The sequence below is a fragment of the Armatimonadota bacterium genome (genome assembly GCA_013314775.1).
Classification (GTDB): domain Bacteria; phylum Armatimonadota; class Zipacnadia; order Zipacnadales; family JABUFB01; genus JABUFB01.
Genome location: JABUFB010000016.1, coordinates 94,486 through 114,032 on the forward strand (window position 1 = coordinate 94,486; position 19,547 = coordinate 114,032).

The window sequence follows — 19,547 nt, forward strand, 5'->3', positions numbered from 1 at the left end:
CCGGCCGGGCTGTCACTGCTTGCTCGCGGACATCGCTTTCAGCCGCTCCCAGGCAGGTCTGGGCGTGAAGACCGGGTCCGTGTTGAAGTCAAATGCGTAGGCTATCTCGCCGCCTCTCATCAGCTCGGCCCAGGCGAGTTCCAGCCTGCCGAGGACCGCGTGGCCTCTCTGCACCCCGATCCAGACACCCCGGAGGGGCTGGTGCACGGTTCCGTCATCGGCGCCCGCCCAGTGGTCATTCCAGGGCGCGCGCGCAGGAACACTGATTTCTTGCCACTGGCCGGTGAGACGGACCCTCGGCGACAGTTGCAGGTGTTGACCGCCGGCGTCCACGAACCGCACCAGCATTTCCACTTCTCCCGGCTCCCCTCGGATTCGCAGGCGCATCTCGTCGGCCTCCACCGGGTTCCGCGGGAGCCAGTTCATCGAGACGTACCGACCGCCTACCGAGAAATCCCAATCCAGCGCCAACCTCTTGACGCCTTCGTTTTCCTGCAGGCTGATCGACGCTTTCGCACCGGGGAATTCCTGCCCGAGACTCAGACCCCACTCGCAGTGGACGATCCCATAACAGACCTCACCGCCGTGCGCCAGCAGGTAGGGTTCGTCGAACAACTCGTAGACCACGTAGGCATCCACCTTGCCCGTTCCGGAGAGAGCCCTGATGGTCTGTTCGAGGTACTCTGCCTGTTCACGTTCCGCGCCGTCCAGCGCCCCGTTCCGCCGGTTGCCTTCGGTGAACCAGATCGGCCTGCCCCACTGGCCAATTCGTTCCAGGAGGCGGTACTTACCCGAGTACGAGGTGATCTCCCGCAAGGGGTCGCCCATCTCGGAATACCAGTGCCAGGCAACCACGTCGAAAGGCACCTTGTCGCGCACCAGCAGGTCGATGAACCCGAAATGCAGCCAGCCCGCGGTGTCGATCATGGTGACGCAGTCCGGGTGAGTCTGCTTCAGGCCCTCTGACAGCCCGCGCATCATCCCGCGAATTGGCGCGTAGAGGGCCTCGTCGTAGTCCGTCATTGCTGCCCCGTCGCGATCACCCCCACCGGGCCACTTTGTCATGCACCGGCAGTCTCGCTCGTTGCTCAGCTCGAAGTAGCGTATCCTGCCCCGATATCGCTCGCCACACTGCCGCCCGTATGTGAGACTCGCGGCATACCAGGCGTCCTCAGTGTCCTCAGCGGGCGCGGGTGGAAACAGGACCGGGAGCAGCTCGACTCCGGCCCTTTCTGCAGCCTGGAGAATCTCATCGTTCAGCGCCCAGTCTGCTCCCCAGTCGATGCGGCACAGGTCCATGCCGCAGCCGCTTACCCAGGCGAAAACCTGGTCCCAGCCAGTGGGCATGAGCTTCGTGTGGCCCGGATGGCAGCAGACGCCAATTCGCATGGTCTCGGGCTGTGCGGATGCAAGCGAGACCACGCTGGCGCCGAGGATACCAGCAAGCAGAGCAGGAAGAAGACGCATGGTAGAAAGTCTCCGATGCGGATGTCACCCGGCATACCCAATTCCCGCACAGAGGCACCGAAACCTGCCCGGCCGAGAGGCAGGGACCCGGGGCGCCGGTGCGGAATATGCCCTCATTGCGTCGCCGTTGACCACCGGGCGAGCGAGAGACCCTCGAAGTCGACCCGCTCCACCGATCGGCAGGAGGAACACAGATGATTCGTCTGCTGATGCTGTCCGCACTTGCTGTTGCTTCCGTGGCCTTCCCGCTGGATCTCCTGCGCGATGCCGGCGCGTGGACCGGCAATCTCGACCGGGATGGCCCGACAATCACTGTGGGGACCTCCGAAGAAGCGCCCCTGTGGGCCGAGGTCACATCAAACGCCGGAGCCGAGGATTACCCGAAGCTGCGTCTGACTTTTGACCCCGCACGCGACCTGACCGACTTCATGCGCCTAAGGTGGCGGGTGCGTGTTGTGTGCGAGGACCCGTCGGTGCGCGAAAAGCGGGTTGCCGCGGTCTTCTACGACGACCAGCACCGGCACGCAAACCTGCCCGGCAGACCCAGCGTGCAGCAAGTGATCGAACACTATGTCCCGGTGAACCGCTGGATGGATTACCGCGACTGGATCATGACCCTGCACCGCAGTGCAATCCAGCAGGTGGACCTGTACATCTACGAAACCCCGCTGGACACGGCTCACACCTACCGCTGGGAATTTGCCGACTTGGCCCTCGAGGGTGTCGGGGAACAGGCGGCCTTGTTCGACACAGAAGTCTATGAGAGCAGCGATCTGCGGGTTCCGGTGGCGGATGAGACCGTGGCGGGTACCATCGGCGCGGGAGACCTGACGCTGGAGTTCGCGCCGGATGGACGGATCCGCCGGGTTCTCCACGCGGGCACCGAAGCCGGAGTTGCTGGGGACGCGCCGACCGGCATCCTGCTCAGGGATGCCACCGGGCAAGCGCCTCCGGTTCCGGCCGGTGGCGTTCTTGAGGCCACGCAGGACGGCCTGCGGCACCACTCCCGGGTGGATGCTCTGGGCCTGGAACTCGATGCTGCATACAAAGCAGGCGAAGGGTACATCGAGGTCCGGGGCACGGTCACTGATATGCGCGGGGAGGACCGAGCGGTGCAGGTTGCATTGGCAGTGCCCCTGTCCGGCGATGGCTGGCAATGGTGGGACAGCGCCGCGAAATCGCGCTCCCTGGCCGGTGAGAAGCTGGAATTGTCGGCGCTGGAGCTGGGTACGGAGTACGGCCTGAACGGGGCGCATTCGAAGTACCCCATCGGCGCGGTGACACTTCCCGGCAAAGCGGGGGTGACCCTGGGCATCCGCATGGACGAGCCAGTGGTGCACCGGATCGCCTGCAACCCGGCGCTGAACCTGCTGTATATCGTGCTGGACTTCGGCCTCATTCCGGAGACCGCAGTGGATGGGCGCTCCCTGTCCAGCGCGCCCTTCCGGATTCTCGTGTACTCCCATGATCCCGCATGGGGATTCCGGTCGGCGCTGGACCGGTATTACGGGTTCTTCCCCGACTTCTTCTCGCGGCGCACCGACCCGGCGCGCGAAGGCGGCTGGTATGTCTGGGGGCACATGAAGGACACTCCCGATGCGCTGAAAGGTGGCTTCGGATTCCACTGGGGTCCGGGCGGGAACGAGGCCGTGAAATGGGATAACGAAAACAACGTCTATTCCCTGCTGTATATCGAGCCCGAGTTCTTCCAGCAGACCATGGGCGACTTCGACCGGTGCCCCACGGCGGAGGAAGGGCTCAAGCGGCTGGAACTGATTGCCTCCGGAGATGATGCTGAGCTCGAAGCTTTCGCGAAGCTGGGTTACTCGCACAGCTACACTCCGGGCAACTGGGTGGCCGCACATTCCCACAAGGAGGCGCTGCGTACGGTCGCCAATGCGGCCCGGCTCAGCGTGAATTTCGACCGGGATCTCAAGCCGGTGGGCGGTGCCGGGCAGTATCCTTGGATGAGTGAGAGCAAATGGGGGATCATCTTCCCCTGCAACCTCGACCCGGATATCCCCGAAGGCAAGGGGTGGTTCAACCGGAAGATATACCTGGATTGGGGGCTGCGCGGCGCGGAGGACGCCGGTGCGCGGTATGACGGCATTGGTCTGGACTCCTTCGGCGGATATGGGCAGGCATTCCGGGCGAACTACAGGCGGGAGCACTTCAAGTACTCACAGATTCCACTGAGCTTCTCGGCCGGTGATTTTCGTCCGGTGCAGGTGGCGGCCTTCGCCACTGTGGAGTGGCTGCGGGAGCTTGCCGCCGCAACCCATGAGGACGGGCGCCTGCTCATGGCCAACTGCTCCTGGGGCAGCACCCCGGCGTGGCTGACCTTCGCCGCCCCGTACCTGGACATTTTCGGTGCCGAGGCCACACAGTTCGCCGATCCTGACTATATCCGGGCCATCGCGCGCACCAAGGCCTGCACTGATCTGCCCTACAGTCCGCGGCCGGATTGGGAAGTGGCCTGGCATTTGCTCCATGGCATCTACCCCGGCCACGGCAACGAGATTCCGGTGATGGCTCAGTTCGCTGAAGGCCTGCGGGAGCTGTCGGCGGCTGGATGGGAGCCCATCACCCATGCCACCGCCGAGCCCGCAACGGTGCGCCTGGAGCGATTTGGATCACGGGAGCGTATCTACCTGAGCGTGCACAACCCCACAGACGATACCGCGTCGGTGGTTGTCCGACTGGACTGTCAAGCTCTTGGGCTGGGGGATGGCTTCCAGGCGCGCGACCTTTTGGATGAGCGCCCGGTGGCTGTCGAGGCCGATGCCCTGCGCCTCGACCTGACAGGCAAGGCGACGCGCACGATTGTGCTGGAGAAGTAGGCTGCAGATGCGCGAAAGGGGACGGGCCCGTGGCTCTTGTGGATACTCGAAGCCGGGTCCGTCCCCTTGTCGGTTCCGCGGTCGTTGGTTCTTCAGGCGACGCCGGTCGCGGCTTGCGGCGTCCGGATGATCAGCCCCGTATAGCGCTCCAAGACGCTCGCTATCTGCTCAAGGGTAAAGGGCTTGGGGATTACTTGTCGCACTCCCTGGCGCATGGCGTTGGTCACGTGAGCATCGGCGGGGTTCGCGGTGATGATCACGATCGGCGTATCCGGCTTGCTTGCCACCAAGGAGGGCACGATGGCGTCACAGTGGCCCTCGGGAAAGTGGTTGTCCAGCAGGATGATGTCGAAGTCCTGGCTCAGCGCCAGGCGCAGCCCATCACGCAGGGTGCAAGCGCCGACCATGTCGCAGCCCATGAGGCTGAGAGCGTTCTGCAGGACGGCTAGCAGGGCCTTGTGGTCGTCCACCACGAGCACTCTAAGTAGGGGCATTAGTCTTCTCCGATTGCCGGCAGACTGAGGCTGACGCGAGTGCCGGCGTGGCGTTGGCTTTCAATGGAAAGCGTTCCCCCATGTGCTTCGGCGACGCTGTGGCAGATGCTCAGCCCAAGCCCTGTCCCCTTTCCGCAGGGCTTGGTTGTGAAGAACGGTTCCAGCGCTCGCTGGCGTGTGGCTTCGTCCATCCCGGTCCCGTCGTCCGTGACCGTGATCCTGACGCAGCCATCAGTCTTATCGGCACTGAGTGTCACGTGCTTAGCGTTGGCATCGGTCGCATTGTTCACCAGGTTGACGAGTACCTGGAGAAGCTCGGACTGATCGCCCCAGACCAGGGTCTCATCCCCCAGGCCACTGACAGACAGCGCAGTGGATGACTGACTCAACTGGGGAGCCACAAGGTCTGCGGCCCGGAAAAGCAACTCATCCACTGCAACCGCGCGCATTTCCGTTCCGCTGTTACGGGCGAGATCCAGGAGATTGCGCAGGAGCGCGGCGCCCCGGTCGATCTCTGCCTGCATGCCTTGAAGATTCTCCCGGGCAAGAGGGTCGCGGACGCACTGCATCAAGAGTTCAGCACGCAGGTGGATGGGCGCCAGCACGTTCTTGACTTCGTGTGCGATGGCTGCCGACAGCTTCCCGGCCATGGCGAGTCGCTCATTGTGCAGGAGTAGTTCCTGGGTCTCCTCGCGGCTTGCGACCATGTGATTGAAGGCCCGGGCGAGGCGCCCAAGGCTGTCGTCAGTCTCGATCTGCAACGGTGGCGCGCCGCGCTTTCCCGCCGCCAGGTCCTCGACGCGCTCACGCAGTTCTTCCAGAGGCTGGTTGATCCAGTTTGTGACGAGACTTGTCAGCAGGGCACCCAGCAACAGAGCACATGCAAATGCGCCGAATGCGACAGTCACGAACCGGGGACCACGGCCCGGCAGGGCAGACCTGTTCATGGTGACGGTAAGCTGCGATGGCGCATCCTCCTGGGATCCGCTGGCGAAAACCATGGCCATCGAGACAGTCTCGCCGGTGCTCTCGCCATCCACGGTAGTCGCCGAAAAGCCTGATGTATTGCGCACTGGAGTGGCTTTGGAGCCTGGCCCGGTACGGAACGTGTCGCCCGGTTTGAGTGTGCACAGGGCCGCCTCGCAGACATCGGCCCCCATTACCGACTCCATCTCTTCCGCGGTGATTTGGCGTCCCACCAGGATTGCGCCGATGGTGGTGTCCGAGCCGTCACGGGACTTCAAAGGCGCAGCGCCTACGACCACGAGGCTGTCTCGGTGCCCGACGACTCCCCACGATGCCTCGCCGTCCAGAGCGGCGGCAGCGTGCGACGTCTCAGTGAGCATGGCATCCAGCGCCAGATCCCGGCCAAGCACCGCGGGCGACTGAGCTCCCCCCGTTCTCAGGATCGCCGCGGCGCTGATCCCCTGGGAATCCGCCAACTCCCGCAGGAATGCGGGCCCGACTGTCTCGAACTTGCCGTGCGACGCTTTCTGTAACCATTCGTCACGGGCGGCAGTCGCCGTGTACAGGACCCGCAATCCCATAGCCCGGACATGCTGAACAACCACGGCGAGGCGCTGATTCAGCGCAGCTTCATCGAGCATCCGCATCCGCTGGCCATTGATAGCGTGCATGAACACGGCATAGCCGAAGAGTGGAATCGCGATGGCTATGGCGAAGGCCAGGATGAGCTTCCGGGGAAAAGAGAGTGCGATGGGTTTTCGGACCGTAACCCTTGGCAGGGCTAAGGTCTTTGCTATGGTGGTCATTTGCGGCCCCCCTGGCCGCCCCCCCCGAAAGACTGGTACGTGTATAAAGCTTAGAATATTCTCAAGATAAAGTCAAGAGTATCTCATGCATTTGCGGCAGTCTTCTGAACGACACGAGGAAAAGCAAAATGCCCCTAATACAGAGATTAGGGGCATTATTGGGGGTTCTACCAGCCCGATACCGCGACTGGCGGCTCGGCTAGACTAAATGTAAGCTAAAGATTACCTCCAATCAGGATGCCTATCCGAAGATGGATGCCCCTGAGGCGAGCCTCTCAAGCAGGTCGGCATGAGCACTGAGCACCGCCTTGCATGCCGTGCGGTCGGGCTCGCGCGTGCAGTCGAGTCCGCAGGTCTCGCTCAAGACGAACTCGGGGCCGCGCGAGTAGACGTTCTCCGCGAATTCGATGTCCGGGCCGAAGGGCTGGCCATGCTCGTCGAGGGCTCGGAACTGCATGCCCGCTGCGGCGCAAAGGGCCGTCATCGGCCCCGGCGCGCCGCATTGCTCGATCTCCAGCAGCAGCGGGCCGATCACTCTGTCCTCGCGGCTCAGCTTGCGGGAGATATCCCGCCCCACGCGGTAGATGGTGTCGCCCAGGGCCTGATTGCAGAAACGTGAGAGCAAGTCCTCGATGTGGGCGTCCATGTGGGCCTCGTCGAACTCTCCGGGATACCGCGCGATGAGCGCCCGAGCGCTCTCCCACATGCCCGCGCGGGTCGCTGGGCCGACAGTCGGGTGCTCCACCGCCTGCCAGGTGTACACCAGTTCCGGGGCCTCCAGGTGCGCGAAGTAGGCGCACAGGGCATGCCCGAAATTGTGCACGAAACTCTTCCGGTCCACGTAGGCGGTCATATTCTGACGCGCATCCAGACCCGGCACGTCGGGCACGGGATTCAGGAAAGCCGTGCGATCGCAGATGAGCGTGTTGTAGGCTTCAGCGTACACAAGGAGGGGGTCTTGACGCCGGACCTCATCGGGCATGATCGGCACCATCTTGCCAATGCTGGTCTCCACGAGCCCGACCCGTTCGGCAAGGGGGAACCCCTCCGGGAGGTTGCTCGCGAGACCTTCGGCCATGAACGAGGCAGCATCGCGCAGGTTCTCGCAGAGGATCACATCCAGGGGTGGCAGGCCCCGTTCCGTCCGGGCGAGGATACCTGCCGCCAGCGCTCGCTGGATCGCCACCAGCGCCTTCGGGCCAACCGCTGTGGCGCAGAGGCGGCAGTCCGCGAGCTCGGCCACCACTGCGTCCTTGTTGGCGCCGTGGACGGCTCGGACGTTCTCGATGAGCAGCGTTTCCGGGTTGCGGTCCCGGACCTCCACCGTGTAACTGCGACGCTCGTTGAGGGCGTTGACGACCTCATCCACTACGTCCACGAAAACGACTTCATACCCCGCGCGGGCGAACAGTTGGCCTATGAAAGACCGACCGATATTCCCCGCGCCAAATTGCACCATCTTTCGTTCATTGATCAAAGGTCTCTCGACTCCTCGCCGCATGTGAGTCGCGGCCCAAACTCAAGGCTCGAAGCGGACCAAAGCGACGCCAAAGGGCTCCAGGATCAGATCCTTCTTGCGCTCGCCCAAGGTGACGCTGGTCTCGAGTGCCTTGTCGTGGAAGCTCAGAAGCATGACCAGCACCGTACCGTCTTTCTCGAAGGCGAACCAGTTCTCGCTGGACAGGCCCTCCACCTGCACTTTCTGGTCGCAACGCCGGCTCTCGAGAAAGAATTCCTCATTGGCAGCGATGATCTCAGTGGCCTCCGATGTAGCGTAGAAGGAACCGCCTTCCATGGGCGGTAGCCACCAGATGAGACAGCCGTTGCAGCCGCTGTTTGCATACTGGCGAAGGATACGGTTGCGCCACGTTTCCATCTTCGGCGCAGGCTGAGAGGTGTCGCGGTCGGACAGGTACCACATCTCGCCACCCATGAAGGGCACATCACCCAGCGCAGCCATGGTGTCGCGGATCTCCGTGCGCCCCCCGCCATATCCCGCAATTCCCAGGTCGAGATGGGGGGCCATCAGCGCCCAGTCTACGCCGTAGTGTTCCTTTGTGCGCTTGCTCTGATAGCCCGAGTAGAGAGAGAACTCAACGGGGCGGTCCGCCTTGCTGAGAATGCGCCTGATGTGTCCGGCCATCTCCGCGTTCTGAGCGCAGCGGAAGTCAGTCCACTGTGACGGGTATCTCGACAGCACGGTCTCTGCGTTGAGCGTTACATCAGCGGGTATCTGCGCGAATTTGCGGAAGGCTTCCAGACAGCGCTCGCAGGTGCAGAAGGTGGGCGGGTCGATGACCGGCTGCTCCACATCCCAGTTAGCGCCGGCGTACGGCTGGGAGTTGACCGTGCCCAAGAGCCACTCCTGGAGGGCGTCGATTACCGGCCGGCCCTCGGCGAGAACCCAGGTGGGGCAGAAAGTGTGCTCAATCCGCTTGCCCTTGAAGTCCACTGCCGCCAGGTCGGGCCGCTCCTCGATGAGCTTCCGAGTGCCCGCCAAAACGCTCCAGGGCTCCCAGCCGATGCTCAGGAAAACCTTGTTCCCCTGTGACAGGAGAAGTGGCGCGATGTCGTTATTCACGGTCCCGTAGGTCCAGGTGATACCGGATGCCAGGCAGTTGGCGGCGTATGCTTCCGCGGCCTCGGGGGTAGAAAAGCGCGTACTGTAATAGCACGGAGTGATCCGCGCCCGGGCAGGCCGGGCATTCTTGAGGGCGGGAAGCACTTTCACCCGCGCGGTGCGGGGCAGGCCTACCACCGTGCCATGCATGAATTCGGGGTAGACGCGGGCCGGATACTCTCCCTCCGCCTGGTCAGGGTCGGCCTCGAAGAGCAGCCCCACCAGAGGCCGGCTGGTGGGCGAGCCGAGTTTCTCGCACTTGACGTCCAGCTCCAGCACATATCTAGTACCGGGCTCGAGTTCGACCACGCCCTCCTTGTCCACCCAGATCGCCTGCTGCCGGTCAGCATTGTCCTTCGTGGACACGATCTTCGCGCACCTGGAGCCGTCCTTGCCCTCGGATACCAGCAGCCCGTGGCTGCCCCATTCCGGCTCGTCGAAGGTGCCCATCTTCAGGAGATTCTGCGGGCTGCCCTCCTTGCGCAGGACGATGTTGTCCACCCAGAAAGTGCCCACAATTCCCCGGTCCTGCCATTTTATGACAAGCGGATGAGCGCTGGTCGCACCGGGCGGCGGTGTGAGCGTGACCGACAAGTGCCGCCAGTCGTGGGTGCCTCCGGAGGTCAAGGCCGGCTGGTAGGCGAGGGTGTGGCCCGAGGCATCGCCCCAGCGCACGGACAGCTCCATTCCCTCACCCGGAAGATGCTGATAGCTCACCGTGTAGCGGGCCATCTCAAGGCCCTGAAGGGTCAGCCCTCCAGTGCGCTCCAATTTGGGCGCTCCGGTTCCGCCGAGGGCATCGGCCACAATTCCACGCAGGCCGTCGGGCACCTCGAAGACCGTCCGGTATCCCTCTGAAGGCAGGTCAGGCGCGATCTCTAGCGGCATGCGCACCAGTTGCCTGCTTCCGCGGGGCAAGTAGAAAGTGTCCGTGTTGGGGAAAAACGCCGGGCCGCGGTCCCCGACCCAGACCCCGGCGACCAGGTAACAGTCTTGCGCGCCGGGCTTGCTCCACAGTCCGCCCGGGGCAACCGCTGCCGGGCCCCAGCCTTGTTTGGGGAGTACCGTGCGCCAGTCTTCCGCGGGAGCCTCATCGCGAGCCAGCCAACGCAGGCGCAGAGCTGTTCCCTCGACCGCGAGGGACGGCATCAGGCCGGGGTTCTCGCCGTCGGCGCTGGCATGAATGGCGATGAGATTCAGCCCGGGGTCCAGCAGAAGCTCCGCCGGTCCGGTCTCGGTGTCCACGGGCTTGCCGTTGACGGTCAGGTCGGAGTGCGAGTCCGTGCCTCGCAGATTCAGCGTGACCACACCCGCGGCGAGACGGTTTGGGATCGGCGCGGAGACCAGCACCGGCCTGCCACCATCCTCGAGAGTATACGTCAGCGCATAGGCGCCCCTCGTGGCGGCCTGTGCCGGAAGTCTGATGGCCAGCGTCTTCTCGCCTGTTCCCTCCGTTCGGGCCTCAACGGTGGCAGTTCCGGCCGTCGCCTGTGCCCGGAAGGACGGAGCGGCGCACTCGGGTGCAGTCACGGTTGCCCGCAGGCGCACCTCGCCCGCTCCTGCCTCGATAGCCACAGGACCCAACGCGGGACCGCTTTCGGCGAACCGAAGTGTCCCAAAGGCTTCGGGCTGATGGAAGGCACCGCGCAGCCCGGACCAGGTGCTGTACTCTTTCGCGGCGGGCCGGTGGCGAGTGAAGTTGGCGCGCCAGTCGCCCCGGGGGGGTGCTCCCATTGACTCAAGCGGGATGGCTGCCTCCACCACGTAACTGTGCTCGCCCCGGTGAGCAGCCACTAGCCAGCCGGAGTTCCAGGCGTTGTCTGTAGCCCAGGCATCGTAGGAGCCGTCTCCGGAATTGGCGCCGAAATGGAAATACGAATCGCCCGGAGGGTCCAGGAAGATCTCCACGCAGTCGTCGCCGAACACGTTGGCGTCCAGGCCGGATTTCGTCGCCGGCACCAGGTGCAGCATGTTCAGGGCAGGCTGGAGGTTCGCCTCGAAAGCCTCCACCGCGATGTAAATGCACCGGTCGTCCCACGCAAGCCGCACGCGGGTCTCCTCGCCAGGCGCATCATCGGTGCTGTTGGAGAGGAAGCGTGAAGTCACGCTCGCATTTGCCCAGCAGGGGTCGTTGAGGTCAGCGTCGATCATCGGCACCGAACTCGCACGATAGGCGGTGTAGACGGGTTCCGTGAAACCGACGCAGACCACGAGTGCAGCAGTGACAAGAGCCGTAATGCGCATGAAATCGACCTCGCTTTGCACCGGGTCCCGGTGGAACCGGCGTTCAGGGCAGCTTGTAGATATGCCTGGTGAATGGCCCGAAAACGTCTGTCAGCGTCCCGTTGGTGACCCGGACGCTGCGGTCCTCGGATACTACCCAGGCCGGGCCGTCGGCCACGCTCGGCAGCCCGATGACGCAGGCGCCGAGGTCGTCACCCGTCCCGTTCACCGCGATCAGATAGCGACCGTCGGGAGCGTTCTTCACAAGTGTCCGCAGGCCGGGCATTTCTTCACGAGCCTGTTGGCTCGCGTCCGGTGACGTTAGGACCAGACGCAGGGACTTGATCTCGTCGGCGATCGCGCAGACCTTGTCCCACACTCGGCGGTCGCGCACTGCATCCTCGTATTCCCAGAAGAACAGCCCGTCCGCGCCTTCCACGATGGCAAGCCATGCCGCGGCCACGTGCTCCTCGGGCGTGCCCTGGCCGGTTGCCTGGATCACCGTCCAGATGGGCCGTTCGTCCCGCACCGCGCGGCGCATGATCGCAGTGGCATCGGCGATGCGGTGCAGGTCGGCGGGATGCTTCTCACCCATGGGGTAGACGTCGGTCATGAGGATGTCCACGGTGTCCGCGTACCGGTACAGGTTGCTGTCTGCCCAGGACATGACAACGGCGCAGGCGGGGTGGTTGGGGTCGGTTTCAGCGAGCAGTCGCTTCGCCAGACGCATTTCGTCAGGCGGCACGGCCCAACGCTGGTGATCCGGCTCGTCGCAGACATACCAGGCGAATACCGCGGGGTGATCCATAATGGGCCGGGCGACCGCTGTGACCTGCTGGGGTAGATGTCCGCGCATGACACCTGTGAGATCGGGCAGGGCGTAGATCCCGTTGGCCGCGCAGTCATTGAGCAGGCCGGCGCCGGGAGATGCCCAACCGGGGATCACGTTGAATGCGGTGCCCTTGAGGTTTTCTGGCGTTGCGCGGTACATGCCCAGCGCGAAGAATGGCTCGCCGTTCAGGTAAGTATGTCCGTTCCTCAGTTCCACCTTGGCGGGAGGCCCAAGGGCCTTCGGGAGTGCATCTTCGGGTCCGGCTTCTGTTTTCGAGCCGACCAGCGTCACCTCATCGAAGTACACCGTGGCGGTCCCGGTGCTCATGAGGTACACGCGCCAGTCTCCGTCGAGACTTGATGGGACGGTGAGATCAAATGTCTGCCACTGCCTGCTCACGTCGGCATCCCGCATCATCTGGCCGCCCGGGTAGATAACCCCAAAACGGATGGTGGAGGGTTCAGTGGCCCGGGCCACGAAGCGCAGGGTATACACGTCGGCGTCGAGCTTCATTGGGTCTGTGAAGATGCCGCCGCGGCCCTGCCTGTTGCAGATGACCGCAGCTGAGGTCTGCCCGGTATGGGCATTCACTCCCGTTCCGGTGCCGAACTCGTACAGCCCGTCGTCCCACTCGCCCCAGCTTCCCCAGGCGTGCAGGCCAAGCTCGAACCCGGGGTTCTTGACGTGATTGCCGGGGACCGCTTCGGCTGCAATCGCGGGGGCGTTGTCTCCGCCGGGCACGAGACGCACTTCGTCGAAGAAGACGGTGCCCGGAGCAAGGCTTTGTAAGTGCACATTCCCCTGCGCGCCCTTCTTCAGGGGAAGCTCGAGTTGCACCAGTTGCCAGTCCTTCCCGGCCGGCGTCTCTTTGAGATCGTTCTCGGCGTCCGATGTCGCCCAACCGTAGCGAATTTTCCCGCCCATCGTGGACTTGACCCGGAAGGACAGTCGCCACGTGGCCGTGGCCGGTATCGTGATTGAGTCAGTGAACAGCCCGCCTCGACCAACGCGTGTACAGATGACAGCCACCGATGCGGCGCCGGAGTAGGCGTCTTCACCCGCGCCGGACCCAAATTCATAGCGCCCGCCGTCCCACTCTCCCCAGGTCCGCCACCCGGTGAGACCTGTCTCGAAGTCCCCGTTGGCAATGATGGACCCCGCGGCGTCCGGAATCGGTTTCTGCTCTGTGTATGGGGGGGCGTAGACCTCGGGGGGCTCATCGCGGCAGAAGCGGATCTCGTCGAAGTACAGCTCCAGCGGGCGCTCACGCGGCGGGTCGACGCGGATGTGAGCGGAGCGGATACGGGAGACATCGATCCGTTCCGCCAGTCCAGGAACACTGAACTCGAGGACGTTGTTACCACTGCGAAGGTAGTGATACCAGGAACTGGTGGTTGCGCCGGTCTCATCGTCGGCCCTGAGGGTCACGGTGAGTGGTGGACCGGGGTTGTGGCAATTGACTTTGAGCAATTCCCAGCCCGACCAGTCTTCCGGGAACCCGCCGGTCAGGAGGCCGCGTCCCTGGGGCCAGCGCACGAACAGCGACTTCTTGCCGTCCGTGGCATGCAGTGCGCTGAGTTGCGCTTCCCCCGCCACTTGCCAGCGTGACGTGGCGTCGGCGCTCTCGAAAGATTCCACCAGGAGGGTGTCGGCGGCAATGCTGGTGTGTATAAACAATAGGGCGGCGAACGCCAATACCTTTGCTGTGCGGGACACCCGGTTGCACCGCATTACCCAGTCCTCCTGTTTCACGACGGCCTCATACTGGTATAATGGCACATTGGCGGTGGCACACTGTCCACGGGAGTGCTAAGCACCCCGTTGTCGGGGGGTGGCATTCGCCACCGGTCGAGGTAAAGAATGTCCGATCGGCTGACGCTTCTAGTTAGCAGTCTCTCAGGGCCACCCGGCTCCTCGGGTTCCCAGAAGGCTCTCCTGCCACACCGCGAACTGCCTGGATGGGCGGTGCAGCATATCACCGGCTGCATTGGCGACGCCTGCCTGCTGCTGATTGCCGACACGCTGACGGCGGATTTGACCTGGTCCGAGCCTCCCTGGGATCCGCAACACTGCTTCCACGACTCCCCGTCACTCCTGGGCGCTTTATCGCAGGCGGGACGGGTGAAGCTTTTCGACGGCCACACGCTGTGCAAGGAAGCGCGCCCCCGTCTCGAAGCATTCATCGACCGCGCTCTGGGCGAGCACAGGGAATGGCTTGCGGCGACCAATGCGACCGCGAAGGATTGGGAGGCCCAGAGCGATCTGATCGCGGGCGTATGGGAGACCACTCGGGACGGCCTCATCAGTTGGCGCGATATGCTGCGCGGCGCCGGGATGTCCCTTCTGAAGCACAATTACCGCAACCAGACCCAGGCCGTGACCGCGCTGCTCACACTGATCGACTGGCAGCCCGCGGAAGCGGTGGATCCCGATCTGCTCCGCGAGGCCTTCAGTTCGGAGCTCGCGTACATAGGCTGCATGATCATCGCTGCAAGTTGCACCGCCGGCGGCGTGCACGACTGGAGCGACCTGTTCGCACTGTACCGTCGCCTTCTGCCCGATGCGGACATGGAGGTGCTCTCCTTCCGCATGCCGGGCATCGCCGCCGCCCACGCGCAAGCCGCCATCGAGATACTCACCGGTCCCGCCGCGGAGGGGCCAAGGAGCCTCCTGTGCGCTGCACTCAGTGGCGGGGGGCCAGGGGCTTCGGATATTGAGCGCGCGCTTCTGGCGGCGGTTCCACGCGAACTGCGCACCCCCTACATCTACCGCGAGACCAGCGTCCACAGGTTCGACCCCGAACGGCTGCATGCGTCTGAGTTGCCGGACCCAGGCCCTTTGTTCATAAGCCGGTGGCGCGCCGCGGCCGAGTGAACGCAGGCACCGCTTCCGGGTAGGTCCCAGAATCGGGCGGCGATCCCCCCGATGTCTTGCTGAGGGCAAGTCAGGCGCGATGCTAATCGACGGTGTCTTCGGAGAAGCCGATCTCCCACATGCGCTCCAAGAGCCGGTGCGAGTAGCGCCTGAAAGCCATGAGGGTGCACGTGCGGGTTATGCCCTCGATGCCCGCGAGTCGCTCGGGCACGAGCTCCGCCATGTCCTCGTAGTCCTGTACCTTCACGATGGCGACGATGTCGTATTCTCCCGCCACCAGGTACGCCTCGGCAACACTCTCGCTGTCGACCAGGGCCTGGGCCACTTCCGGGGCCATACCCACCTGCGTGTTGATGAGCACGATAGCGGTAACCATCTGCCTGCAATCACTCCCTCTGCCGCGAAGCAAGCCCCACTCCGGCAGTCATGATGTATTGTTCGTGCGCAAGGCTCAAAGACCTGCCAGCGCGACCTCCACAGTGGCGATGATTGCCGCTTCGTTCAGGCGCATTTGCAGGTCCGGCGGTGTTCTCGGGCTGTTGTTTTGGATCTCGCTGGTGATGATCGGCGCCTTCTGGTACAGCTCCCCCCAGCGGTCGATGAAGTACTGGCGCTGCTCGCCCGTGTAATTGAGTGGTGCCGCCGGACGGATCGGCCTGCCCCCGTCCATTGCCTGCCAAGCATCCAGGACCGCCTCGGCCCAGCGTGCCTCGATTTTCTGGATCGCCGCCGGCTGCTGGTCGAACAGGCAGGGCAGGATGACCATGCAGTTCTCCTCCTGGCGCTCGAACTCGGTCTGGTGCAGGTCCAGGAGAAAGTCCCAGTCGCATCGTTCCATGAGCCGGAATATCCACTGGAACAGGCTGCTGCGGTGATGCCGGTTGGGCTCCACATATTCGTGTTCGCTGATCTGCTCATACACGATTCCGTAGCGGGTGGGCAACTTCTCTTCCTGGGTGTCGTTCCACAGGTCCACGCGTTTCCACATTTTCCCCGTGTCCGGGTCCACCCCGCGCATCCAGGCCCAGAACTCCTCGTTGGTGTACCGGCTGCCGTCCCAGTATTCCACAGGAGCACGCGCGGTGCCGTCCGGGTTCGCATCAGGCATGAAGGTGATGAGGCAGTTGCGCAGGGTCTTGGCGTTGTCGAACACCGAAGGCCGGCCGTCGAAGGTCGTGCCGGCAAGGAGCATGTTGATTACGTTCATCTGCCCGGCGATGGGCGCGGGCTCGTGGGCGTGGGGCTTGTAGACCATAATCTTCTTCTTCGCGGCATCGTCCACCGAGCTATCCGTGACCGTGAGCGCCCAGACGGGGCGACCGGCAAACTGCGTGGTGCTTTCGGCCTTGAAGTACCCGGGATAGGTGGCGCTCCAGGCCGCAACCTGGGCATCTACGGCGTCGGGATGGGATATCCAGCCTTGCATGAGAGTAACTCCGGTGGCTATAGTGTGAGTGGGGAGGGATTCGTGGCGGGTGAAGCGAATCCTCCCTCGCATGTCTTTGCCGACCGTATGCGCACAGGCCACCACTCCGGAGCATCCGACCCAGGGTGATATCCAATGACGTTGCTCGAAAAGATGCGCTGCCGACAGCAATTTGCTGTGATCGCGAGTGTCGCGCTGTGCCTTCTGCTGGCCTGCGCGGGGTTCTGCCAGGATGCCGACAAGCCCGCGCGCGACGCGGAAATCACCGTGGCAGAGGGCGATGTCTGGCGGGTCTACGATGCACAGATGACTGAGGTCAGCCGCGTGACGGTCAAGGGCATGGATCCCGCGGGCAAGATTCAGTATGAGGTGGCGGCTCCCGCTGACGCAGAGCCCAAGAGCAAGAAGGGATCCGCGGAGGATGTTGCCGACGCGGTCAAGCGCGAGATCAAGAAGGGAGAAAGGGCGACGAAGGGGTACTTCCTGGACCATTTCGGCTCCCAGTTCACAGTCACCCAGACCGTGCTTGCTGAGGATGTCACCGCACCCGCCGAGGCCGCGGAAGATGATTCAGGCGGAGCTGAGGGTCCCGGTGGCCCCGGTGCCGGTCCCGGTGGCCCGGGCGGACCCGGTGCCGGTCCGGGAGGCCCGGGCGGACCCGGTGCAGGTCCGGGAGGCCCGGGCGGACCCGGTGCAGGTCCGGGAGGCCCGGGCGGACCCGGTGCAGGTCCGGGAGGCCCGGGCGGACCCGGTGCAGGTCCGGGAGGCCCGGGCGGACCCGGTGCCGGTCCCGGAGGACCTCCTGCCGCTGGTGGCGCTCCCGGCGACGCTGCCGGCGGAGAAGCCCCCGCGGGGGAGGCCAAGGCCGGTCCGCCAATGCTCCTGATCGCGGGCGGTGCCGTGGTCGTCCTCGTGGTCGTTGCGGTGCTCGTGCTGTCACTGAAGAAGAAGAAGTCTGTTGTCGGCGACTGACGCTTCCGCCGAACCAGGACCAGAGCTCGCCGGCCATAGCTGTCTGAGAACCCGCCGGAGGCGCGCCCCCGCCTCCGGCTCGTCGTGTCCGCCGTCTGCATCCCCGCCGTCCGCTCCCCTCGGAGGAACTGACAATGACCCGCCGCGAGTTCGGCCTTGCCGTCGGAGTGCTGCTCGGGCTGGCCGCCCTGATGCACTTCGTCCACTACCTGATCTTCCGCGACGCCCACCACATTTTCATCTACCTTCTGGGCGACATCGCGTTCCTGCCCGTGGACATTCTGGTGCTGGTACTCATTGTTGAGCGGGTGCTCGCGGACCGGGAGCGGCGTGCACGGGCCCACAAGCTGAACATGGTTATCGGCGCTTTTTTCAGTGAACTCGGCAGGCCTTTGCTGCAGGGCCTCGATCGCTGCTCGGTTCCCGATGAAAGTCTGCGGGGACTCCTGGGCGTGGACATGCATTGGACCGAGCGGCAACTGCGTGACGCAATAACAAGAGTGCGCGCAATCGAGGTGGCGATGAGACCTGCCCCATCAGAGCTGTCGCAACTGCGGGACCTGCTCAAGACCAACCGCGCTTTTCTCTTGAGCCTGCTGGAGAACCCCAATCTCATGGAGCACGAGACCTTCACGGACTGCCTGTGGGAAGTGTTCCACCTGTGCGAGGAGCTGGAAGCGCGAACCGACCTGACCGCGCTCCCCGCAACCGACATGCACCACCTGGCCGCGGATGCCCGCAGGGCTTACCAGGCTCTCCTGGTTCAGTGGTTGCAGTACATGCTTCATCTGAAGCACGACTACCCGTACCTGTTTTCCTTTGCGGCACGCACAAATCCCTTCAGGCCGGATGCATCGGTGGAAGTTCTGCATTAGCAACGCCAGCAGACTGCGCATTCTGCCAATCAGTGGGAACGCGAGAACAAGAGCGGTCTCTTGGAGGACGTCTCAGGGGAACGCAAAACTCGAAGCAAAAAAATCGGGAACGCCACAGATGCCCAGGAACCGGGGGGGGGTGATTCCCTGCGGTCTACGGCGTTCCCAAAAAACCTTTACTTCGGTTGTCTGCGGTTCATTGTACGAATTTCGGCGCGGAAGTCAAGACCCAATCTACGTATTTCTACGGACAAACATTTTGGTGCGGCCGGAGGCAATGTCTCGATTGACGAGAGACCCTCCGCGGATTACGATTGGGTGCGGCGATCTTTGGTATTTCCCGTTGTTGCGACGGAGTGACATGACACGCATCATGCTGGTGGATGACCACGCGATTTTCCGCGTGGGGTTGCGGGTCGTCATTGATGCTGAAGACGACTGTGAGGTAGTTGCCGAGGCGTCATCGGGTGAAGGAGCACTGGCGAAACTCGACGAGGCCAGGCCTGACATCGTCGTATTGGACATTAGCCTTGCCGGCGGCATGAACGGGCTGCAGGTGGCGCGTGAGATCCTGTCCACTCGCCCGGCGATATCTGTCATTGTCCTGTCCATGCACGAGGAAATCGACCGTGTGAGGGAAGCTCTCAGCCTCGGCGTTTCTGCGTATGTGCTGAAAGGTTCCGACGTTGATGACGTGGTCGAGGCGATTCGCAAGGTCGGCAAAGGCCAGCGCTATCTGTCCCCCGCTCTTGCCGAGCAGGCATTCGACCTCCTGACCAACCCGGATGGCCCGAAAACCCCGCGAGTGCCCGGCCTGACGGAACGCGAGAGCCAGGTCATTATTCTCGTGGCCGAGGGAGCCACTTCGGCCCAAATCGGGGAGCGGCTTTTCATCAGCACTCGCACGGTGGAGACACACCGGGCGAACGCCATGCGCAAGTTGTGCCTGCGGAACCAGGCGGACGTGGTGCGGTGGGCTCTGAAGCGCGGGCTCATCGGGGACGAGGATTGATGGTCGGCACGGCTGATTTGGCAAGCATCTAGACGGTCTTTGGGTGATTCTACGTATTTCCTGAGTGTTTCCACAGATGCCGTGATTACGCCCCGGTACGTATACCCCTAGATGGCCAGATGTGGTTAGATATAATTGGT

The 19,547-nt window shown here is 63.7% G+C and carries 12 protein-coding genes and 1 pseudogene; 5 read left to right on the forward strand and 8 right to left on the reverse strand.

What is annotated here, in order from left to right; genetic code table 11:
• Positions 1-12 precede the first annotated feature (12 nt).
• A complete protein-coding gene (locus tag HPY44_19505; protein NSW58200.1) occupies positions 13-1,467 on the reverse strand; it encodes a hypothetical protein in 1,455 nt (484 codons plus the stop codon).
• 194 nt (positions 1,468-1,661) lie between these two features.
• On the opposite strand from HPY44_19505, the gene HPY44_19510 reads away from it, so the two are divergent.
• Complete coding sequence (locus tag HPY44_19510) at positions 1,662-4,307, forward strand: hypothetical protein (GenBank protein NSW58201.1); 2,646 nt, start codon at positions 1,662-1,664, stop codon at positions 4,305-4,307.
• 92 nt (positions 4,308-4,399) lie between these two features.
• On the opposite strand, the gene HPY44_19515 is transcribed toward HPY44_19510, so the two are convergent.
• From HPY44_19515 to HPY44_19535, 5 genes are all read right to left on the reverse strand, one after another.
• On the reverse strand, positions 4,400-4,801 hold the full coding sequence (locus HPY44_19515) for a response regulator (GenBank protein NSW58202.1): 402 nt from the start codon (positions 4,799-4,801) through the stop codon (positions 4,400-4,402).
• A complete protein-coding gene (locus HPY44_19520; GenBank protein NSW58203.1) occupies positions 4,801-6,573 on the reverse strand; it encodes a HAMP domain-containing histidine kinase in 1,773 nt (590 codons plus the stop codon). Before HPY44_19520 ends, HPY44_19515 begins: the two co-directional genes overlap by 1 nt.
• A 241-nt stretch (positions 6,574-6,814) precedes the next feature.
• Positions 6,815-8,050: a mannitol-1-phosphate 5-dehydrogenase gene (locus HPY44_19525; GenBank protein ID NSW58204.1), complete on the reverse strand. Its 1,236-nt coding sequence runs from the start codon at positions 8,048-8,050 to the stop codon at positions 6,815-6,817.
• Between the two features lie 42 nt (positions 8,051-8,092).
• Complete coding sequence (locus tag HPY44_19530; protein NSW58205.1) at positions 8,093-11,437, reverse strand: hypothetical protein; 3,345 nt, start codon at positions 11,435-11,437, stop codon at positions 8,093-8,095.
• A 43-nt stretch (positions 11,438-11,480) separates the two neighbouring features.
• A complete protein-coding gene (locus HPY44_19535) occupies positions 11,481-13,979 on the reverse strand; it encodes a beta-galactosidase (GenBank protein ID NSW58206.1) in 2,499 nt (832 codons plus the stop codon).
• 129 nt (positions 13,980-14,108) lie between these two features.
• Here HPY44_19535 and HPY44_19540 point away from each other — a divergent pair, with 129 nt between their 5' ends.
• Positions 14,109-15,122, forward strand: a complete 1,014-nt coding sequence (locus HPY44_19540; protein ID NSW58207.1) for a hypothetical protein — start codon at positions 14,109-14,111, stop codon at positions 15,120-15,122.
• 82 nt (positions 15,123-15,204) lie between these two features.
• On the opposite strand, the gene HPY44_19545 is transcribed toward HPY44_19540, so the two are convergent.
• Together HPY44_19545 and HPY44_19550 are read right to left on the reverse strand one after the other, a co-directional pair.
• Positions 15,205-15,498, reverse strand: a complete 294-nt coding sequence (locus HPY44_19545; GenBank protein NSW58208.1) for an Lrp/AsnC ligand binding domain-containing protein — start codon at positions 15,496-15,498, stop codon at positions 15,205-15,207.
• Between the two features lie 75 nt (positions 15,499-15,573).
• Entirely contained in the window at positions 15,574-16,548 is a 975-nt protein-coding gene (locus HPY44_19550; protein ID NSW58209.1) for a hypothetical protein, read from the reverse strand.
• Positions 16,549-17,139: 591 nt separating this feature from the next.
• Here HPY44_19550 and HPY44_19555 point away from each other — a divergent pair.
• The 3 genes and pseudogenes from HPY44_19555 (at position 17,140) to HPY44_19565 (ending at position 19,407) form a co-directional block, all read left to right on the forward strand.
• Positions 17,140-17,340 (forward strand): annotated as a pseudogene (locus tag HPY44_19555) (hypothetical protein).
• 314 nt (positions 17,341-17,654) lie between these two features.
• Positions 17,655-18,395 (forward strand): hypothetical protein, encoded by a 741-nt coding sequence (locus HPY44_19560; GenBank protein NSW58210.1) that lies wholly within the window; start codon positions 17,655-17,657, stop codon positions 18,393-18,395.
• Between the two features lie 361 nt (positions 18,396-18,756).
• Complete coding sequence (locus HPY44_19565; GenBank protein NSW58211.1) at positions 18,757-19,407, forward strand: response regulator transcription factor; 651 nt, start codon at positions 18,757-18,759, stop codon at positions 19,405-19,407.
• The last annotated feature ends 140 nt before the right edge of the window (positions 19,408-19,547 follow it).